The sequence below is a fragment of the Streptomyces chlorus genome (assembly GCF_042655885.1).
Lineage (GTDB): Bacteria > Actinomycetota > Actinomycetes > Streptomycetales > Streptomycetaceae > Streptomyces > Streptomyces chlorus.
This window is the reverse complement of the sequence record NZ_JBHSOA010000053.1, coordinates 34,114-49,274: the sequence shown is the minus strand read 5'-3', so window position 1 is coordinate 49,274 and position 15,161 is coordinate 34,114. Positions and strand designations below refer to the sequence as shown.

16 protein-coding genes and 1 pseudogene are annotated in these 15,161 nt (G+C 72.2%); 10 read left to right on the top strand and 7 right to left on the bottom strand.

Annotation, left to right across the window (positions count from 1 at the left end; genetic code table 11):
- Nucleotides 1-56: 56 nt before the first annotated feature.
- Nucleotides 57-473, bottom strand: a complete 417-nt coding sequence (locus ACFPZI_RS24055; protein WP_381366550.1) for a Fur family transcriptional regulator — start codon at nt 471-473, stop codon at nt 57-59.
- Nucleotides 474-708: 235 nt separating this feature from the next.
- On the opposite strand from ACFPZI_RS24055, the pseudogene ACFPZI_RS24050 reads away from it, so the two are divergent.
- A pseudogene (locus tag ACFPZI_RS24050) lies at nt 709-977 on the top strand (catalase-related domain-containing protein); the annotation flags it as partial.
- Nucleotides 978-1,070: 93 nt separating this feature from the next.
- Here the strand turns inward: ACFPZI_RS24050 and ACFPZI_RS24045 are convergent.
- Nucleotides 1,071-1,475 carry a CBS domain-containing protein gene (locus ACFPZI_RS24045; protein ID WP_381366547.1) on the bottom strand — a complete coding sequence of 135 codons (405 nt, stop codon included), beginning with the start codon at nt 1,473-1,475 and terminating at the stop codon, nt 1,071-1,073.
- Nucleotides 1,476-1,726: 251 nt separating this feature from the next.
- Nucleotides 1,727-2,527, bottom strand: coding sequence for a histidinol-phosphatase (gene hisN, locus ACFPZI_RS24040; RefSeq protein WP_381366544.1), 801 nt, complete (start codon nt 2,525-2,527; stop codon nt 1,727-1,729).
- 180 nt (nt 2,528-2,707) lie between these two features.
- Here hisN and ACFPZI_RS24035 point away from each other — a divergent pair, with 180 nt between their 5' ends.
- Nucleotides 2,708-3,322: a TetR/AcrR family transcriptional regulator gene (locus tag ACFPZI_RS24035; RefSeq protein ID WP_381366541.1), complete on the top strand. Its 615-nt coding sequence runs from the start codon at nt 2,708-2,710 to the stop codon at nt 3,320-3,322.
- 34 nt (nt 3,323-3,356) lie between these two features.
- On the opposite strand, the gene ACFPZI_RS24030 is transcribed toward ACFPZI_RS24035, so the two are convergent.
- The 4 genes from ACFPZI_RS24030 to ACFPZI_RS24015 all read right to left on the bottom strand — a co-directional run bounded on the left by ACFPZI_RS24030 (nt 3,357) and on the right by ACFPZI_RS24015 (nt 7,118).
- Nucleotides 3,357-3,680, bottom strand: coding sequence for a DMT family transporter (locus ACFPZI_RS24030; protein ID WP_381366538.1), 324 nt, complete (start codon nt 3,678-3,680; stop codon nt 3,357-3,359).
- Nucleotides 3,681-3,871: 191 nt separating this feature from the next.
- Entirely contained in the window at nt 3,872-4,882 is a 1,011-nt protein-coding gene (gene rsgA, locus ACFPZI_RS24025; RefSeq protein WP_381366535.1) for a ribosome small subunit-dependent GTPase A, read from the bottom strand.
- A gap of 10 nt (nt 4,883-4,892) precedes the next feature.
- On the bottom strand, nt 4,893-6,209 hold the full coding sequence (gene aroA, locus ACFPZI_RS24020) for a 3-phosphoshikimate 1-carboxyvinyltransferase (RefSeq protein ID WP_381366532.1): 1,317 nt from the start codon (nt 6,207-6,209) through the stop codon (nt 4,893-4,895).
- Between the two features lie 186 nt (nt 6,210-6,395).
- Nucleotides 6,396-7,118 (bottom strand): M50 family metallopeptidase, encoded by a 723-nt coding sequence (locus ACFPZI_RS24015; protein WP_381366529.1) that lies wholly within the window; start codon nt 7,116-7,118, stop codon nt 6,396-6,398.
- Between the two features lie 104 nt (nt 7,119-7,222).
- On the opposite strand from ACFPZI_RS24015, the gene ACFPZI_RS24010 reads away from it, so the two are divergent.
- The 8 genes from ACFPZI_RS24010 to def all read left to right on the top strand — a co-directional run bounded on the left by ACFPZI_RS24010 (nt 7,223) and on the right by def (nt 15,140).
- The gene (locus ACFPZI_RS24010; RefSeq protein ID WP_381366526.1) at nt 7,223-8,038 is read left to right on the top strand and encodes an SOS response-associated peptidase; all 816 of its coding nucleotides are present in this window, start codon (nt 7,223-7,225) and stop codon (nt 8,036-8,038) included.
- Nucleotides 8,039-8,096: 58 nt separating this feature from the next.
- Entirely contained in the window at nt 8,097-8,738 is a 642-nt protein-coding gene (locus ACFPZI_RS24005; RefSeq protein ID WP_381366926.1) for an alpha/beta hydrolase family protein, read from the top strand.
- A 307-nt stretch (nt 8,739-9,045) separates the two neighbouring features.
- On the top strand, nt 9,046-9,732 hold the full coding sequence (locus ACFPZI_RS24000) for a sigma-70 family RNA polymerase sigma factor (RefSeq protein WP_381366923.1): 687 nt from the start codon (nt 9,046-9,048) through the stop codon (nt 9,730-9,732).
- Nucleotides 9,729-10,064, top strand: a complete 336-nt coding sequence (gene rsrA / locus ACFPZI_RS23995; RefSeq protein WP_381366523.1) for a mycothiol system anti-sigma-R factor — start codon at nt 9,729-9,731, stop codon at nt 10,062-10,064. Before ACFPZI_RS24000 ends, rsrA begins: the two co-directional genes overlap by 4 nt.
- 190 nt (nt 10,065-10,254) lie before the next feature.
- Nucleotides 10,255-11,703, top strand: coding sequence for an HD-GYP domain-containing protein (locus tag ACFPZI_RS23990; RefSeq protein ID WP_381366520.1), 1,449 nt, complete (start codon nt 10,255-10,257; stop codon nt 11,701-11,703).
- On the top strand, nt 11,700-13,034 hold the full coding sequence (locus tag ACFPZI_RS23985) for an HD-GYP domain-containing protein (protein WP_381366517.1): 1,335 nt from the start codon (nt 11,700-11,702) through the stop codon (nt 13,032-13,034). Before ACFPZI_RS23990 ends, ACFPZI_RS23985 begins: the two co-directional genes overlap by 4 nt.
- Before the next feature lie 295 nt (nt 13,035-13,329).
- Nucleotides 13,330-14,310, top strand: coding sequence for a tetratricopeptide repeat protein (locus ACFPZI_RS23980; RefSeq protein ID WP_381366514.1), 981 nt, complete (start codon nt 13,330-13,332; stop codon nt 14,308-14,310).
- A gap of 179 nt (nt 14,311-14,489) precedes the next feature.
- The gene (gene def / locus ACFPZI_RS23975; RefSeq protein ID WP_381366512.1) at nt 14,490-15,140 is read left to right on the top strand and encodes a peptide deformylase; all 651 of its coding nucleotides are present in this window, start codon (nt 14,490-14,492) and stop codon (nt 15,138-15,140) included.
- Nucleotides 15,141-15,161: the final 21 nt, after the last annotated feature.

Below are 15,161 nucleotides of genomic sequence, written 5' to 3'. Positions count from 1 at the left end.
GCCGGGGCTTCGTCGCGCGCGTGCGAAAGGGGTGGGTGCTACGGGATCTGCCGTCGTTACGCCGTTGCGCAGTTCGGGCAGACGCCGCGGTACGTCATCTCGACGCCCGAGATCGTGAAGCCGAAGCGCTCCGTTTCGGGGAGGTCGGCCAGCGGGTTGCCGATCGGATGCACGTCACGGATGGCGCCGCACTGCCCGCACACCAGGTGGTGATGCGGCCGGTGGGCGTTCGGGTCGTAGCGCTTGGCCCGCTTGTCCGTGGAGACTTCCAGCACCTCGCCGATCGTGACCAGCTCGCCCAGCGTGTTGTAGACGGTCGCCCGGGAGATCTCGGGCAGCTTGGTGACGGCTCGGGCGTGCACCTCGTCGGCCGTCAGATGGACGTGATCGCCGTCGAGGACCTCGGCCACCACACGACGCTGTGCGGTCATCCGCCAGCCACGTCCGCGCAGTCGTTCCAAAAGGTCGCTCATGAACACCAGCCTAACAGCTAGGAGGAACAGATTCTGAATGAGTGTGACTTTGGAGTCTTGCTTGACTTAGACGTTGTCCATTGCGGGATCGGGGGTGACTTTAGCCAAGGGGTGCGGTTGGTTGGAATGACGCAGGAGCGCACGTGACGCAGGGACCGCTCGCTACGGAGGCCGGGGCTCCGGTATCCGACAATCAGAACAGTAAGAGCGCGGGCGTCGGCGGCCCGGTCCAGACCGACCGCTGTGGGAGCCCCTCGCGGTGACCGGTGTCACCGGCGAGACGGCCACGCCGTCCCACGCCGAGGACAACGACTTCGTGCAGGCGGGCAACCTCTACCGGCTGATGAGCCAGGAGGAGAAGGTACGCCTGGTCAACAACCTGGCGGGCGCCATCTCCGGGTCACGCGCGACGACATCGCCGAGCGCGCGATCAACAACTTCCGCCAGGCGGACGAGGACTTCGGCAAGCGGCTGGAGGCCGCGGTCCAGGCCCTTCGCGGCTGATCCCAGCGCTGGACCGCTTGTCGTGGCGACGGGCCGGACTCCCTCCGGGGAGCCCGGCCAGTTTCGCGTGCCGAGCAGGCCCTGGCGCGGCGGTCACGCTGGTGTGTGCTGGGCGGCTTGTCGTCGTACGGGAGCCCAGCAGCGGATGATGTCACGCACCGAGACGATGCCGACGGGCTCGCCCTGCTCCAGGACGATCAGATGACGGAAGCCGCCGTGGGTCATGGCGTGGGCGGCGTCCTCGAGCGTCCAGGACGGGGCGGCGAAGACGACGTCGGTGGTGGTGTGGGCATGTGCGTGCTCGGAGTCCGGGTCCTGTCCCAGGCCCAGGGAGTTGAGGACGTCCCGTTCGGTGAGAATGCCGATGCCGGTGCCGTCGGGGTCGAGGACCACGGCCGCTCCGACGCGGCGGGTGGACATCAGGGCGGCGGCCTGACGGAGGGTGTGGGCGGGGCCGATGGTGAGGACCACCGTGCTCATGGCGTCGCGGACGAGCATGGGATGGAGCCACCTCCTACCGGAAACCGTGCCGTCGGACGCCGGAGCGGTCCACTGGTTCACGGTTTCACAAGTTCACAAGTGGGTGGATTCTCAGAGTCGCAGGCAAAGCCCGGGTCAACAAGAGGGCGCGTGTGGCGGATCGAGGGCGCGCACGGGCCTCGCGCGCGGACCCCGTACGTCCCGGGACGCCGACGGCGCTGTCGTCAGTGACACCGTGAACGCCGGCGACACGGCGAACGCCGGCCGCGCTAGTAACGCTGGTTGAGGTAGCCCAGCAGCTCGTCGTGCAGCAGGCCGTTCGAGGCGGCCGCGTTGCCGCTGTGCGGTCCGGGGCGGCCGTCGAGTCCGGTGAAACTGCCGCCGGCCTCGGTGACGACGATCGCGGTGGCGGCCATGTCCCAGAGCGACAGCTCCGGCTCGGCGCACATGTCGACCGACCCCTCGGCGACCATCATGTACGGCCAGAAGTCGCCGTACGCGCGCGTACGCCACACCTCGCGGGTGAGATCCAGGAAGCCGTCCAGACGCCCCTGCCCCTCCCAGCCGCTGAGCGAGGAGTACGCGAACGAGGCGTCCGCGAGCTTGGAGACCCGGGAGACCTGGAGCCGGGAGGCCGAGGACAGACTGCGGCCACTGTAGGCGCCGTGGCCCTTCGCCGCCCACCAGCGGCGGCCGAGCGCGGGGGCCGAGACGAGACCGACGACGGGCTGGAAGCCTCCCTCACCGGCCTCCATCAGGGAGATCAGCGTGGCCCAGACAGGAACGCCGCGCACGTAGTTCTTGGTGCCGTCGATCGGGTCGATCACCCAGCGCCGCGGTCCCGTGCCCTCCATCCCGTACTCCTCGCCGAGCACCGCGTCCCTCGGACGGGCGCGCTGGAGGTGGCCGCGGACGAGGTCCTCCGCGCTCTTGTCCGCCTCGGTCACCGGCGTCATGTCGGGTTTGGTCTCCACCTTGAGGTCGAGGGCCTTGAACCGGTCCATCGTCGCGGCGTCGGCGGCGTCCGCGAGGACGTGGGCGAGACGCAGGTCATCAAGGTAGTCGGGCATGCAACGAACCGTATCTGCCGAGGTGGGGCCAGGGCTACAGGGGCTTCCGGACCGCGCGCGGGCCAAAAGCCCGCACACCGCGCGGGCACCGGGACTCCGCACCCCACGCGAACCCTTGACAGGGTCCGACGGTGCGTCAAATCTGAAGCGCAGAGCCGTTCGCCCGCCCCGAGGGAGGCGATGATGCCCGCAGCGCGGGAATCTCTGCTGGACGCCGCCTACGCGGCCCTCGCGTGCCGCCCGTGGTCCGTGGTACGGATGGTGGACGTGGCCGCGGCGGCCGGAGTGTCCCGGCAGACGCTCTACAACGAGTTCGGCAACAAGGAGGGGCTCGCCAGGGCCCTGGTCCGCAGGGAAGCCGACGGCTACCTCGCCGGTGTCGACCGCGCCCTCACGGTCCACGGCGACCCCCGCGACCGGCTCACGGCGGCGGCCGAGTGGACCGCCGCCGCGGCCCGCCGGAACGCCCTCGTCCGGGCCATGCTCACAGGCTGCTGGAGCGAGCGCCTGCCCTCCCCGGCCCTGTCACCGGTCCGGTCCGGCTCCGCCGTCCCCGCCCAGCGCCGCGCCGACGGCCCGCTGCCCTCGCCCGGTGACCTCGTCGCGCTCGTCCGCGACCGCGCGGTGGCCGTCCTGACCGGCCCCGGCGTGCCCGGGGCGGCCGACACCGCGGAGCTGGCCGGCGTCTGTGAACTGGTGGTGCGCCTCGCCCTGTCCTGCATCGCCGCGCCGCCGGCCGAGGGTGGTGTCGCCGGCCTGGTCCGCGGTGCCCTGCACCGTCAGCCAGTGCCGTAGCGCTCTCCCGCCCCCGCTCACCGGCGGGCAGCGCTCACTGCGCCGATCCCGACAGTTGCAGCCCGATCACACCGACGATCACCAAGGTGATCGACACGATCTTCAGCGTCGACACCAGGTCACCCAGGAACACCATTCCGTAGATCGCCGTGCCCGCGGCCCCGATCCCCGTCCACACGGCGTACGCGGGCCCGACGTCCAGCTTCCTCAGAGCCAGAGTGAGCAGGCCGAAGCTGCCCAGCGCGAACGCGCAGAAGGCGATCGTCGGCCAGAGCCGCGTGAAGCCGTGGGACAGCTTCAGGCACACGGCGAAACCGGTCTCGAGCAACCCGGCCACCACGACCAGCAGCCACGCCATGTGTCGTCCTCCCGTTGTCCCCACGTACAGTGACCGCTTTTGCGTACAGTGGCCGTTTCGCCGGGTTCGACGGCTTCGGATCCGGCTCGGTGCGATTATGCACTTACCGCCGGCGGGCCATGACAAACACGCGAGGGCCGACGATCCCGCGTCGTGGCCCGAGTAACCCGGTTGCTCCCGGCTGCTTCGGGTCAGTCGCCTTCCGTGCGCTCCCGGGTCGCCAGCAGCCGCCGCAGCGAGTACAACCGCGCGGGGTCCGCGTGTCCCTCGGCGGCCCACGCGTCCAGCGCGCAGTCCGGTTCGTCGTGGCTGCACGCGCGGGGGCAGCCCTCCGTCCCCGGCTCGAGGTCGGGGAAGGCACGGATGACCCGCGACGGATCGACGTGGGCGAGGCCGAACGACCGCACTCCGGGGGTGTCGACCACCCACCCCTCGGCGCCCGACAGCGGCAGCGCCAGCGCGGACGTCGTCGTATGACGCCCCCGCCCCGTCACCGCGTTGACATGCCCGGTCGACCGCCGCCGCCCCTGGGGCACCAGCGCGTTCACCAGGGTCGTCTTGCCCACCCCGGAGTGCCCCACGAACGCCGTGATCCGGCCCGCCAGCTGCTGGCGAACACGGTCGGCCGCCGTGCCGTTCTCCAGTTCCTCACGGCTGGTGACGATGTACGGGATGCCCAGGTCGCCGTACAACTCCAGCAGCTTGTCGGGCGACGCGAGGTCCGACTTCGTCAGGACGAGCAGCGGGGTCAGCCCGCCGTCGTACGCCGCGACCAGACAGCGGTCGATCAGGCGTGGGCGGGGCTCCGGGTCGGCGAGGGCGGTGACGACGGCCAACTGGTCGGCGTTCGCCACGACGACCCGCTCGTAAGGGTCGTCGTCGTCCGCGGTACGGCGCAGGACCGACGTCCGCTTCTCGATGCGGACGATCCGCGCGAGAGTGTCCTTCTGGCCGGACAGGTCGCCGACGATCGCGACACGGTCGCCGACCACCGCCGCCTTGCGGCCCAGCTCGCGGGCCTTCATGGCGAGCACGGTCCGGTCCTCGACGAGGCAGGTCAGCCTGCCCCGGTCGACGGTGAGGACCATGCCCTCGGCGGCGTCCTCGTGCTTGGGCCGGATGTGGGTGCGCGGCCGGGTGCCCTTGCGGTTCGGGCGGGAGCGGATGTCGTCCTCGTCGGTGTGCTTGCCGTAACGGCGCATCGTCTTGGTCCTAGGCCCCGAGCATCCCGGCCCACAGTTCGGGGAAGTCCGGGAGCGTCTTCGCCGTGGTCGCCACGTTCTCGATCTGCACGCCCTCCACCCCGAGACCGATGACCGTGCCCGCGGTGGCCATGCGGTGGTCCTCGTAGGTGTGGAAGACGCCGCCGTGCAGCGGGCGAGGGCGGATGTGCAGACCGTCGGCGGTCTCGGTGACGTCGCCGCCGAGCTCGTTGATCTCCTTGGTGAGCGCGGCCAGGCGGTCCGTCTCGTGCAGCCGGAGATGGGCCACATTGCGCAGTGTGGACGGAGAGTCCGCGAGCGCCGCGACGGCCGCGATGCCCGGCGTCAGCTCACCGACCTCACCGAGGTCCACGTCGATGCCGTGGACCGACCCCGAACCGGTGAACACCAGCCCCTGCTCGGTCAGCTCGCAGGAACCGCCCATCTCGGTGAAGATCTCCCGCAGTCGGTCGCCGGGCTGGGTGGTACGGGCCGGCCAGTCCGGGACGACGACCCGGCCGCCGGTCACCAGCGCCGCCGCCAGGAAGGGCTGGGCGTTGGACAGGTCGGGCTCGATGGTGAGGTCCCGTCCGAGCAGGGCCCCCGGGGTGACCCGCCAGACGTTGGGCTCGCCGCCCGACTCCGGGCTGTCCACCTGGGCGCCCACCGCGCGGAGCATGTCGACGGTCATCCGGATGTGCGGCAGGGAGGGGAGCGTCGCGCCGGTGTGCCGGACCTCGACGCCCTGGTTGAAACGCGGCGCGGACAGCAGCAGCGCGCTGACGAACTGCGACGACGAGGACGCGTCCACCGACACGGTGCCACCCTCCAGGGCGCCGCCGCCGTGCACGGTCAGCGGCAGTGCGCCCCGGCCGTCGTCGTCGATCCGGGCACCGAGGTGACGCAGCGCGTCGATGACGCCGTTCAGCGGGCGCTCGTACGACCGCGGGTCGCCGTCGAAACGGATGGGACCGTCGGCCAGGGCGGCGACCGGGGGGAGGAACCGCATCACCGTGCCGGCGTTGCCGACATCGATGGTGGCCGGTCCGCGCAGGCCGGTGGGCAGCACCCGCCAGGCCTCACCGGTGCCGTCGGGGCCCACGCCCTCCTCGATCTCGATGCCCATGGCCCGCAGCGCGCCGGCCATCAGCAGCGTGTCGCGCGAGCGGAGCGGGCGGCGCAGCCAGCCGGGCTCGGAGGCGAGGGCGGCGAGCACGAGGGCACGGTTGGTGACCGACTTCGACCCCGGCACATGGACCGTCGCGTCGACGGCTCCGCTCGCGTGCGGGGCGGGCCAGAGGGCGGTGGGCGCGGGATTAGCGGTCATGCGCACCACTTTAATGGCGGCCCGGGCCGCCGGGCGTGCCCGGGACCGCCCGGCGGCCCCCGAGCCGTTGTCCACCTGGTCGGGCCACTCCACCGGGCGTCCTCGGCCGAGTACGGGTGGGGTCCCGCGCGTGTGCACCCCTGTTGACGCGTCAACCGCCACCGTCCCCGGGTCACCTCCGCGGCGTCACAGCCCCAGCAGCCAGCGCCCTCCGCCGAGCAGCGAGCACAGGGACACCGCGTGGAACAGGAAGAACCACAGCCCCGCCGGTACGTGCGCCAGCCGGGACAGCTGGTCCGCGTCCGAGTCGCCCGCGCCCCCGCGCGCCCGCTTGGCCTGGAGCTCGAACGCCGGGCGCACCCCGCCGAGCAGCAGGAACCACACCACGGCGTACGCGAACGCCGCTTGGACCTGCGGGCCGGTCAGCCAGGACACGAGGACGAACGTGCCGCCGGTGAGCAGCACCGTCAGCGCCCCGTACGCATTGCGGATCATCACCAGCATCGCCACGAGCAGCACCGTGGCCAGCCACAGCAGCAGCGTGATGCGCCCGGCGCCCAGCAGTGCCGCCCCGCCGAGGCCCAGCAGTGGGGGAGCCGTGTAGCCGGCCGCGGCGGTGAGGATCATGCCGATACCGGTCGGCTTGCCCCGGCTGACGGTCAGGCCGCTGGTGTCCGAGTGGAGACGTATCCCCGTGAGGGTGCGGCCGGTGAGCAGCGCCACTAGCCCGTGCCCGCCCTCGTGGGCGATGGTGATGGCGTTGCGCGAGAGCCTCCACAGTCCGTGCGGCGCGACGACGACGAGCGCGGCGGCCAGGGCGGCGATCACCACCCACAGGTCGGGGTCGGGCTGGGTGCCCGTGACCTCGTTCCAGAGGGAGGCGAGCGAGGCGGATGCGGTGCTGTCCATGTTCGGCGGGGGCTCCTCGTGGTCGCGAACCGAGGGGGCGGCGTGAAGCGCCTCGTTGAAGGGGCGGTGGCCGGGAGACGGGTGGGCCTGGCAGTGTTGCACGTATGTGCGGACGTTATGCAGCGAGTCGCAGGCCCGAGGATCTCGCAGAAGTCTTTGAGATCGAACAGTGGGAGCCGGAAGAGGCCCTGGAGCCCGATTACAACGTGGCGCCCACCAAAGAGGTCTTCGCCGTACTCGACCGTGCCCTGAAGGACGCGGACGACCCGCGGCCGGTTCGGCAGCTGCGGAAGCTGAAGTGGGGCCTCGTGCCGTCCTGGGCCAGGACACCCGAGGGCGGGGCCCGGATGATCAACGCCCGCGCGGAGACCGTCCACGAGAAGCCGTCCTACCGTCGCGCCTTCGCCACCCGGCGCTGCATCCTGCCCGCCGACGGCTACTACGAGTGGGTCACCGGAACGCAGGAGCGGGACCTGGAGGTCGAGGGCAAGCGGAAGCGCCCCCGCAAGCAGCCGTACTTCGTGACACCGGCCGACGGCTCGGTGTTCGCGATGGCGGGGCTGTACGAGTTCTGGCGGGACCGGACCCTGCCGGACGACCATCCCAGGACCTGGTGGGTGACGTGCTCCGTCATCACCACCGAGGCGGAGACCACGCCGCTCGCGGTGGCGCCGGCGGACGGCCCGACGGCCCTGGCCGACATCCACCCGCGGATGCCGCTGATGCTCACACCGGACCGCTGGGACGCCTGGCTCGACCCCGCCCGCACGGACACCGAGGAGCTGCGCGGGCTGCTCGCACCGCCGCCCTCCGGCCTGATGCGTGCCTTCCCGGTCTCCACGGCGGTCAGCAACGTCCGCAACAACGGCCCGGACCTGCTGAAGGAACTGGAAGCACCGGAAGAGAGCACACTCTTCTGACGTGACGCATGTGAAGAACGCGAAGAGCTCGAAGGACACCCCTGCTGCCGCCGACGGGGTGGAACCGTCGGCCGGGACCGTGGAGACGGACGCCGGCCTCGCCCGCATCACCTGGCACCCCGCCCGGCCCACCGCGCGCCTCGTCCTCGCGCTGAGTCACGGCGCCGGCGGCGGCATCGAGGCGCGGGACCTGAAGGCCCTGGCCGCCGTGCTGCCCGCGCACGGCGTGACCGTGGCCCTGGTGGAGCAGCCCTGGAGGGTGGCCGGCAAGAAGGTGGCTCCCGCGCCGAAGACCCTGGACATCGGCTGGCGCGGCCTCTGGCCCGCGCTGACGAAGCCGGGCCTGCCGGTGATCTCCGGTGGGCGCAGCGCCGGGGCCCGGGTCGCCTGCCGGACCGCCGGTGAACTGGGCGCCCATGCCGTGCTGGCCCTCGGCTTCCCCCTGCACCCGCCCGGCAGACCCGAGAAGTCCCGCGCCGACGAGCTGCTCGGGGCCGGGGTGCCCACCCTCGTCGTACAGGGCGGCAACGACCCCTTCGGCAGGCCCGGCGAGTTCCCCGAGGGGGTGCACGAACTGGTCGAGGTGGCGCACGGCGATCACGGCCTCGCCGTTCCCAAGCGGGCGGACATCACGCAGGAGGAGGCCCTGACGGTCGTCACGGACGCTGTCGTGCGGTGGGCCGGCTCCCTCATGCCGTAGTGGATCAGCTCTCTCCCATGGCGGCGGCCGCCCGGCCCGCCCGGGTAAAGCTTCGGGAATGTCCGGACACCCTCCGCTGTTGACGCCGACGTGTCCGCCGGTCTCCGGCACAGCCGTCGTAGTCGTAGGAGAGGAAGTCCACCGCATGGGTTCGACCTTCTGCCCGAGCCGCAAGGGCCGCACCGACCTGGACTGGACGGTGCTGCACGCGGCCAGGACCGTCCCCCTTCGGGCGGCGGACGGACCGGATCGTCGTCTATCCTCCGATTCGGGTGAGGCCGTTCCTGGTCTCGCGACAACGGAGGAGGTGGGTCCGGTTCCCGGTACCGACGCAGGGACCGATCACGGCCAGGCGGAGCAGCCCGAGGGCCAGGGCGACAAGCGGGCGGAATCGGCCGTCGAGCGCAGCGCGCGCTTCGAGCGGGACGCGCTCGAGTTCCTCGACCAGATGTACTCGGCCGCCCTGCGCATGACGCGCAACCCGGCGGACGCGGAGGACCTGGTCCAGGAGACGTACGCCAAGGCGTACGCGTCCTTCCACCAGTTCCGCGAGGGCACCAACCTCAAGGCGTGGCTGTACCGGATCCTCACCAACACGTTCATCAACTCGTACCGCAAGAAGCAGCGGGAACCGCAGCGCAGCGGGGCCGAGGAGATCGAGGACTGGCAGATCGCGCGTGCCGCGTCGCACATGTCGACCGGTCTGCGTTCCGCGGAGTCGCAGGCGCTGGACCACCTCCCCGACTCGGACGTCAAGGAAGCGCTCCAGGCGATCCCCGAGGAGTTCCGCATCGCCGTGTATCTCGCGGATGTCGAGGGCTTTGCCTACAAGGAGATCGCCGACATCATGGGCACACCCATCGGTACCGTGATGTCCCGGCTGCATCGTGGCCGTCGTCAGCTGCGCGGCATGCTCGAGGACTACGCGCGCGAGCGTGGACTGGTTCCGGCGGGCGCCGGAGAGTCGAACGAAGCGAAAGGCTCGAGGTCATGAGCTGCGGAGAGCCGCACGAGACGGATTGCAGCGAGATCCTCGATCATCTCTACGAGTTCCTCGACCATGAGATGCCGGACTCCGACTGCGTGAAGTTCGAGCACCACTTCGAGGAATGCTCACCCTGCCTCGAGAAGTACGGGCTCGAGCAGGCGGTGAAGAAGCTGGTCAAGCGGTGCTGCGGGCAGGACGACGTACCGGGCGACCTGCGTGCGAAGGTCATGGGCCGGATCGACGTGATCCGCTCGGGCCAGGCCGTTCCCGACCAGGACGTCGCTGCCTCCGAGGCGGCCGCACAGCCCCAGGCCGCTCCGGCGCCGCAGGAGTCCTGAGCCTCTGAGCCCCGCTGTTCGAACATTCTGCGAACAGCTGCCCCGGAAGGCACCCCTCGAAGGGGGCGCCGTCACTCGTACGTGCTAATCCGCGGGTCATGAGCCCGCGGAGGCGCCGTTCGTCCCCCTAGGCTCCGGACCTTGACAGGCGGCAGACCGAGCGCGGTCGGCACGGTCGGGGGAGGGGCTCATGGAGGCGTTACCGGCACGGGTCCGCGTGTACGTGACCGGTGTCGCCGTGGCGGGTCTGCTCTGTCTGCTGCCGGCGGTGCCCCTGCCGCTGTCGGTCGCGCCCGGTCCTGGTGCCCCCTGGGGGGCCGTCGCATCGCTCGTCGTGCTGTACGCGGGCTGCGAACGCCTGGCCCGGTCCCGGCACCTCGGTGCCCCGAACCCGGGCGGCACCTTCCACCCCGTACTGCTCGCCGCGGCCTTTCTGCTGCCGCCGTCCGCCGCCGCGCTGGTCGCGCTGCCCGGCGCGCTGCTCATCCCCGTGGAACAGCGGCCGTTCCTTACGCGGCGGATCTGGCGGGCCGGGCAGCTGAGCCTCGCCGTGTGGGCCGCGAGCCGGGCGCACCTTGCGGCCGGCGGCCGGGAAGCGGTCGCGGACGGTGACGTTCCGGCAGCGCTGGGCGCAGCCGGCGCCTCGGTGCTGGTGTTCTGCCTGGTGCTCACGCTGCTGGACCGCGGCATCCTGGCGCTGACGGGCAGCGTGCCGTTTCGGCGCGGGAACCGGACGGGACGTCCGGAGCCCCGGCGGACGGCCCGGCGGACGACCTGGTGGCGGCTGTTCCTGCGGTCGCTCGCACCGGTCACCGTGCACGGGCTCGCCGGACTGATGATGGCCCTGCTGTGGCGCAGCCCCTACGGGCCCGTGGCCGCGCTCCTCGTGCTGCTGCCGATGTGCGTTTCGTGGTGGGCGTTCGCCCAGTACCACCGGGAGCGGGCCGCCCATCAGGCGACGATCCGCGCGCTCGTGCAGGCCGTCGACATCAAGGACGGGTACACGCGCGGGCACAGCGAGCGGGTCGGCCAGGCCTCCACGATGATCGCGCGTGAGCTCGGCATGGACGACGAGCGGACCGAGGTGCTGCGCTTCGCGGGCATCCTGCACGACGTCGGCAAGCTCGGGGTGCCCACCCGGCTGCTCACCAAGGACGGCCCGCTGACCCCCGAGGAGCGGCGGGTGATCGAACTGCACCCCGAGTACGGACACGAGATGGTGCGCGGGATCTCCTTCCTGGGCGAGGCCCGCGCGGCGGTGCTGCACCATCACGAGCGGCTGGACGGCAGCGGCTACCCCTACGGGCTGGCGGGCGGTCAGATCCCGGAGTCCGCGCGGGTGGTGGCGGTCGCCGACGCCTTCGACGCGATGACCTCCAACCGGTCCTACAGCAGGGCCCGGCCGGTGCCCGTGGCGCTGGACGAGCTCCAGCGGTGTGCGGGCGACCACTTCGACCCGCGGATGGTGGAAGCGCTGGTGCGGGCGATCGGCCGGACCGGCTGGCATCCCGCGGTGACGGCCGAGGACGTCCGGCAGCCTCCTGGCCCGGCCGCGCCGTCGGTTGCCGAGCCCGTCGCCGAGCCGGTTGCCGAGCCCGTCGCCGATCAGGTCGCCGATCCGCCCGGGGCGCGCCGATGACCCTCCGGCCGCACACCCTCGTGCACGCCTGCGCCGCCGCGCTCGCCACCGGCTGTCTCGGCGCCACCCTGTGGCACGGGATCGCGGAACGCGGTGCCGCCCTCGCCTTCGGCGTCCTCGTCGCCATCGGCGAACTCACCCGGCACCACGGAGCGCGGCCCCGCGACGGACGGCAGCCTGGTGAAGGAACGCCGCCGGGCGCCGGAACGCAGCCCCGCGACGGACCGCGGATCCGGCAGGCCGCGCCGCTCGCCGCCGCCGGGGCACTGGCGTACGCGCTGCTCGGGGAGGCCGGCGGGCGGCCCAGCCACCACGGCGCGGCCCAGGTCGTCGCCGTGGTCCTCGCCGCCTCGCTGCTCGGCAGCGTGCCGCACATCGGTCACGGGCGCGGGCCCACCCGCGACCGGCTGGCCCGCCGGACCCTCACCGTGGGGTTCGTCGCCGTGTGTTTCCAGCCGCTGTACGGCCGGGGGATGTTCGACGACTGGGGCGGCCCCGCCCACGCGCTGCTGCTGCTCGCCCTGCTGTCGCTGTCCGCGCTGTGCGACGCCGTGCTCGCCGCCGCGCTGGCCCACTCCCGCACCGGCTGGCCTTTCCCACCGGTGCTGCGCGACGAACTGCGGGCGCTGCCCGGCATCGGGGCCGCAGTCGTCGCGACGGGCGCGGTGATGGCGCTCGGCGTCGCGGTCGTGGGGCTGTGGGCGCTGCCCCTGCTCTCCGTGCCCCTGCTGCTCGCGCAGCTGTCCTACCGGCGGTACGCGGCCGTCCGGGCCACCTACCGGCAGACCATCGCCTCCCTCGCGCGGGCCACCGAGATCGCCGGCTGCACCCCGGCCGGGCACGCCCGCAGGGTCGCCGACCTCAGCCAGTCGGTGGGCCGGGACCTGGGGCTGACCGAGCCGGACCTGACGGTGCTGGAGTACGCGGCCCTGATGCACGACATCGGCCAGCTCAGCCTTGTCGACCCGGTGCCCGCTGGTGCCACCGCCGCCCTGCCGGCCCCGGAACAGCGTCGGATCGCCCTGCTCGGCGGCGCCGTGGTCCGCCAGACCGGGGTGGACCCGAAGGTGGCCGGGATCGTGGAGCGGCAGGCCGAACCCCACCGGGAGCAGCCGCTGGCCGCGCGGATCGTCCGGGTGGTGAACGCGTACGACGAGAAGTCCCGGGCAGGAGGCCCCGGCGGGCCCCTGACGGCACTGGAGGAACTGCGCCTCGGCACCGCCGGCGAGTACGCACCCCAGGTCGTCGAATCCCTGGCCCGGGTGCTGTCCAGGGCAGCCGGGGCAAGGGGGCACGGAGACGGGTACGACGACGGAGGCGGCCGGTCGTGAGGCAGTGAGAGGCCGCCGGGGCATCACGGGGGGGGGCCGGGATGTGAGGATGAGGACGGTGTAGGGAGCAGGGGGATGAGCAGGACGCGGGGGAGCGCCGGGAGCAGGGGCGCGAGGACCGGCGTGAGGACAGCGCCCGACCGCGGCGAGAGCCGCGAACGGAACGGTCTGACCCGGGCAGGTCCGGGGTAACCCATGGGTAATGAGCGCCCTTCCAGCCGTACGTGGTTGGATGCGAAGGAGACGGTGGCCGGGGGCTGGGCCGCCCACCGCACGGAACTGGCAGGCGGAAATCGTGAGGATCTTCGGCAAGGGACGGAACAGGCCCTCCGCCTCCTGGCGGCAGGCCACCGACCGCGCGTTCACACTCATCGGCGACGGCCGCTACGAGGACGCGGGCGCGTTGCTCACCCGGGCCGCCGATCTGGAGCCCTGGCTGTCGGAGTCCTGGTTCAACCTCGCGCTGCTGCACAAGTTCCGGCACGACTGGGAGCAGGCGCGGGCGGCGGGCCTCAGGGCCGTGGCGCTGCTCGACCGGGACGCCGGGGCGCCGGACTGGTGGAACGTCGGCATCGCCGCCACCGCCCTGCAGGACTGGCCGCTGGCCCGCCGCGCCTGGCAGGCCTACGGGCTGAAGGTGCCCGGGAGCCCCACCGACTCCGGCGAGCCGCTCGGCATGGACCTGGGCAGCGCGGCGGTACGACTGTCCCCGGAGGGGGAGGCCGAGGTCGTCTGGGGGCGGCGGCTCGATCCCGCCCGGATCGAGGTGCTGTCCATTCCGCTGCCGTCCTCCGGCCGCCGCTGGGGCGAGGTCGTCCTGCACGACGGGGTGCCGCACGGTGAGCGGAGCACGGCCGCCGGGCACACCTACCCGGTGTTCGACGAGATCGAGTTGTGGGCGCCCTCACCGGTGCCGACCTGGGTGGTCCTGCTGGAGGCCGCGAGCGAGGCCGACCGGGACGCCCTGGAGCAACTGGCCGCGGACGCCGGGTTCGCCGCCGAGGACTGGTCGTCGTCGGTGCGGCTGCTGTGCCGGATGTGCTCGGAGTCCCGGATGCCGTCCGACGAGGGCGAGGGCGAGCACCTCGACCCGCACGACCACAGTGAGCCGGGACATCCCGGACCGCTGGGCCACCGCACCGACGGGCAGTTGTGGGTGCCGGAGCGCGAGTGCGGGCTCGCCGCGCCGCCCTCACTGGTCCGCGGCCTGCTGGACGGATGGGTCGCGGACAGTCCGGACTCGCGGGACTGGCGGGACCTCGAAGAGGTCTGCTAGGGCGTTCGGAGCCCGTTGACCGGACAGGGCCACGGGACTGTCCTTCGGCCGTTCACCGGACGGGCCACCGGACCGGCCATGAGGCAGGCCGCGGGCGCGGGCCGGTCGGCGGGCGGGCCGTTCGCCGTACCCTGTATCAGCACCACATCCCATGTTTTCCAGGAAGGCGTACGTCGGTCATGGCTCAGCAGGACACCGATCAGCAGCACGCGGGCGTGCTCCCCGTCGACGAGGAGGGGTACGTCATCGACACGGAGGGCTGCGCGGAGCGCGAGGCCGCCTGGGTCGAGCGCGGCACCTCGCGGCCGATCACCGTGGTCGGCAACCCGGTGCTGCACAAGGAGTGCCGGGACGTCACCGACTTCGGCCCGGAATTCCAGCAGCTGATCGCGGACATGTTCGCCAGCCAGCGCACCGCCGAGGGCGTGGGTCTGGCCGCCAACCAGATCGGCGTCGACCTGAAGGTCTTCGTCTACGACTGCCCGGACGACGACGGCGTGCGCCACGCCGGCGTGGTCTGCAACCCCAAGCTGGTCGAACTGCCCGCCGAGACGCGCCGGCTGGACGACTCCAACGAGGGCTGCCTGTCGGTCCCCACCGCGTACGCGCCGCTGGCCCGGCCCGACTACGCCGAGGTGACCGGTCAGGACGAGCTGGGCAACCCGGTCAAGGTACGCGGCACCGGCTACTTCGCACGGTGTCTGCAGCACGAGACGGATCATCTCTACGGCTACCTGTACATCGACCGGCTCTCCAAGCGGGAACGCAAGGACGCGCTGCGTCAGATGGCCGAGAACGAACCGCGCTATCCCGTGGTCGCCAACGACTGACCTCCTGTCAGCTTCACGTCC

Coding starts and splice junctions, on each gene's coding strand:
- ACFPZI_RS23985 (WP_381366517.1), top strand. CDS start 11,700: ATGACCCTCCGGCCGCACACCCTCGTGCACGCCTGCGCCGCCGCGCTC.
- aroA (WP_381366532.1), bottom strand. CDS start 6,209: ATGACCGCTAATCCCGCGCCCACCGCCCTCTGGCCCGCCCCGCACGCG.
- hisN (WP_381366544.1), bottom strand. CDS start 2,527: ATGCCCGACTACCTTGATGACCTGCGTCTCGCCCACGTCCTCGCGGAC.
- ACFPZI_RS24010 (WP_381366526.1), top strand. CDS start 7,223: ATGTGCGGACGTTATGCAGCGAGTCGCAGGCCCGAGGATCTCGCAGAA.
- ACFPZI_RS24030 (WP_381366538.1), bottom strand. CDS start 3,680: ATGGCGTGGCTGCTGGTCGTGGTGGCCGGGTTGCTCGAGACCGGTTTC.
- ACFPZI_RS23990 (WP_381366520.1), top strand. CDS start 10,255: ATGGAGGCGTTACCGGCACGGGTCCGCGTGTACGTGACCGGTGTCGCC.
- ACFPZI_RS24045 (WP_381366547.1), bottom strand. CDS start 1,475: ATGCTCGTCCGCGACGCCATGAGCACGGTGGTCCTCACCATCGGCCCC.
- ACFPZI_RS24035 (WP_381366541.1), top strand. CDS start 2,708: ATGATGCCCGCAGCGCGGGAATCTCTGCTGGACGCCGCCTACGCGGCC.
- rsrA (WP_381366523.1), top strand. CDS start 9,729: ATGAGCTGCGGAGAGCCGCACGAGACGGATTGCAGCGAGATCCTCGAT.
- ACFPZI_RS24015 (WP_381366529.1), bottom strand. CDS start 7,118: ATGGACAGCACCGCATCCGCCTCGCTCGCCTCCCTCTGGAACGAGGTC.
- rsgA (WP_381366535.1), bottom strand. CDS start 4,882: ATGCGCCGTTACGGCAAGCACACCGACGAGGACGACATCCGCTCCCGC.
- def (WP_381366512.1), top strand. CDS start 14,490: ATGGCTCAGCAGGACACCGATCAGCAGCACGCGGGCGTGCTCCCCGTC.
- ACFPZI_RS24055 (WP_381366550.1), bottom strand. CDS start 473: ATGAGCGACCTTTTGGAACGACTGCGCGGACGTGGCTGGCGGATGACC.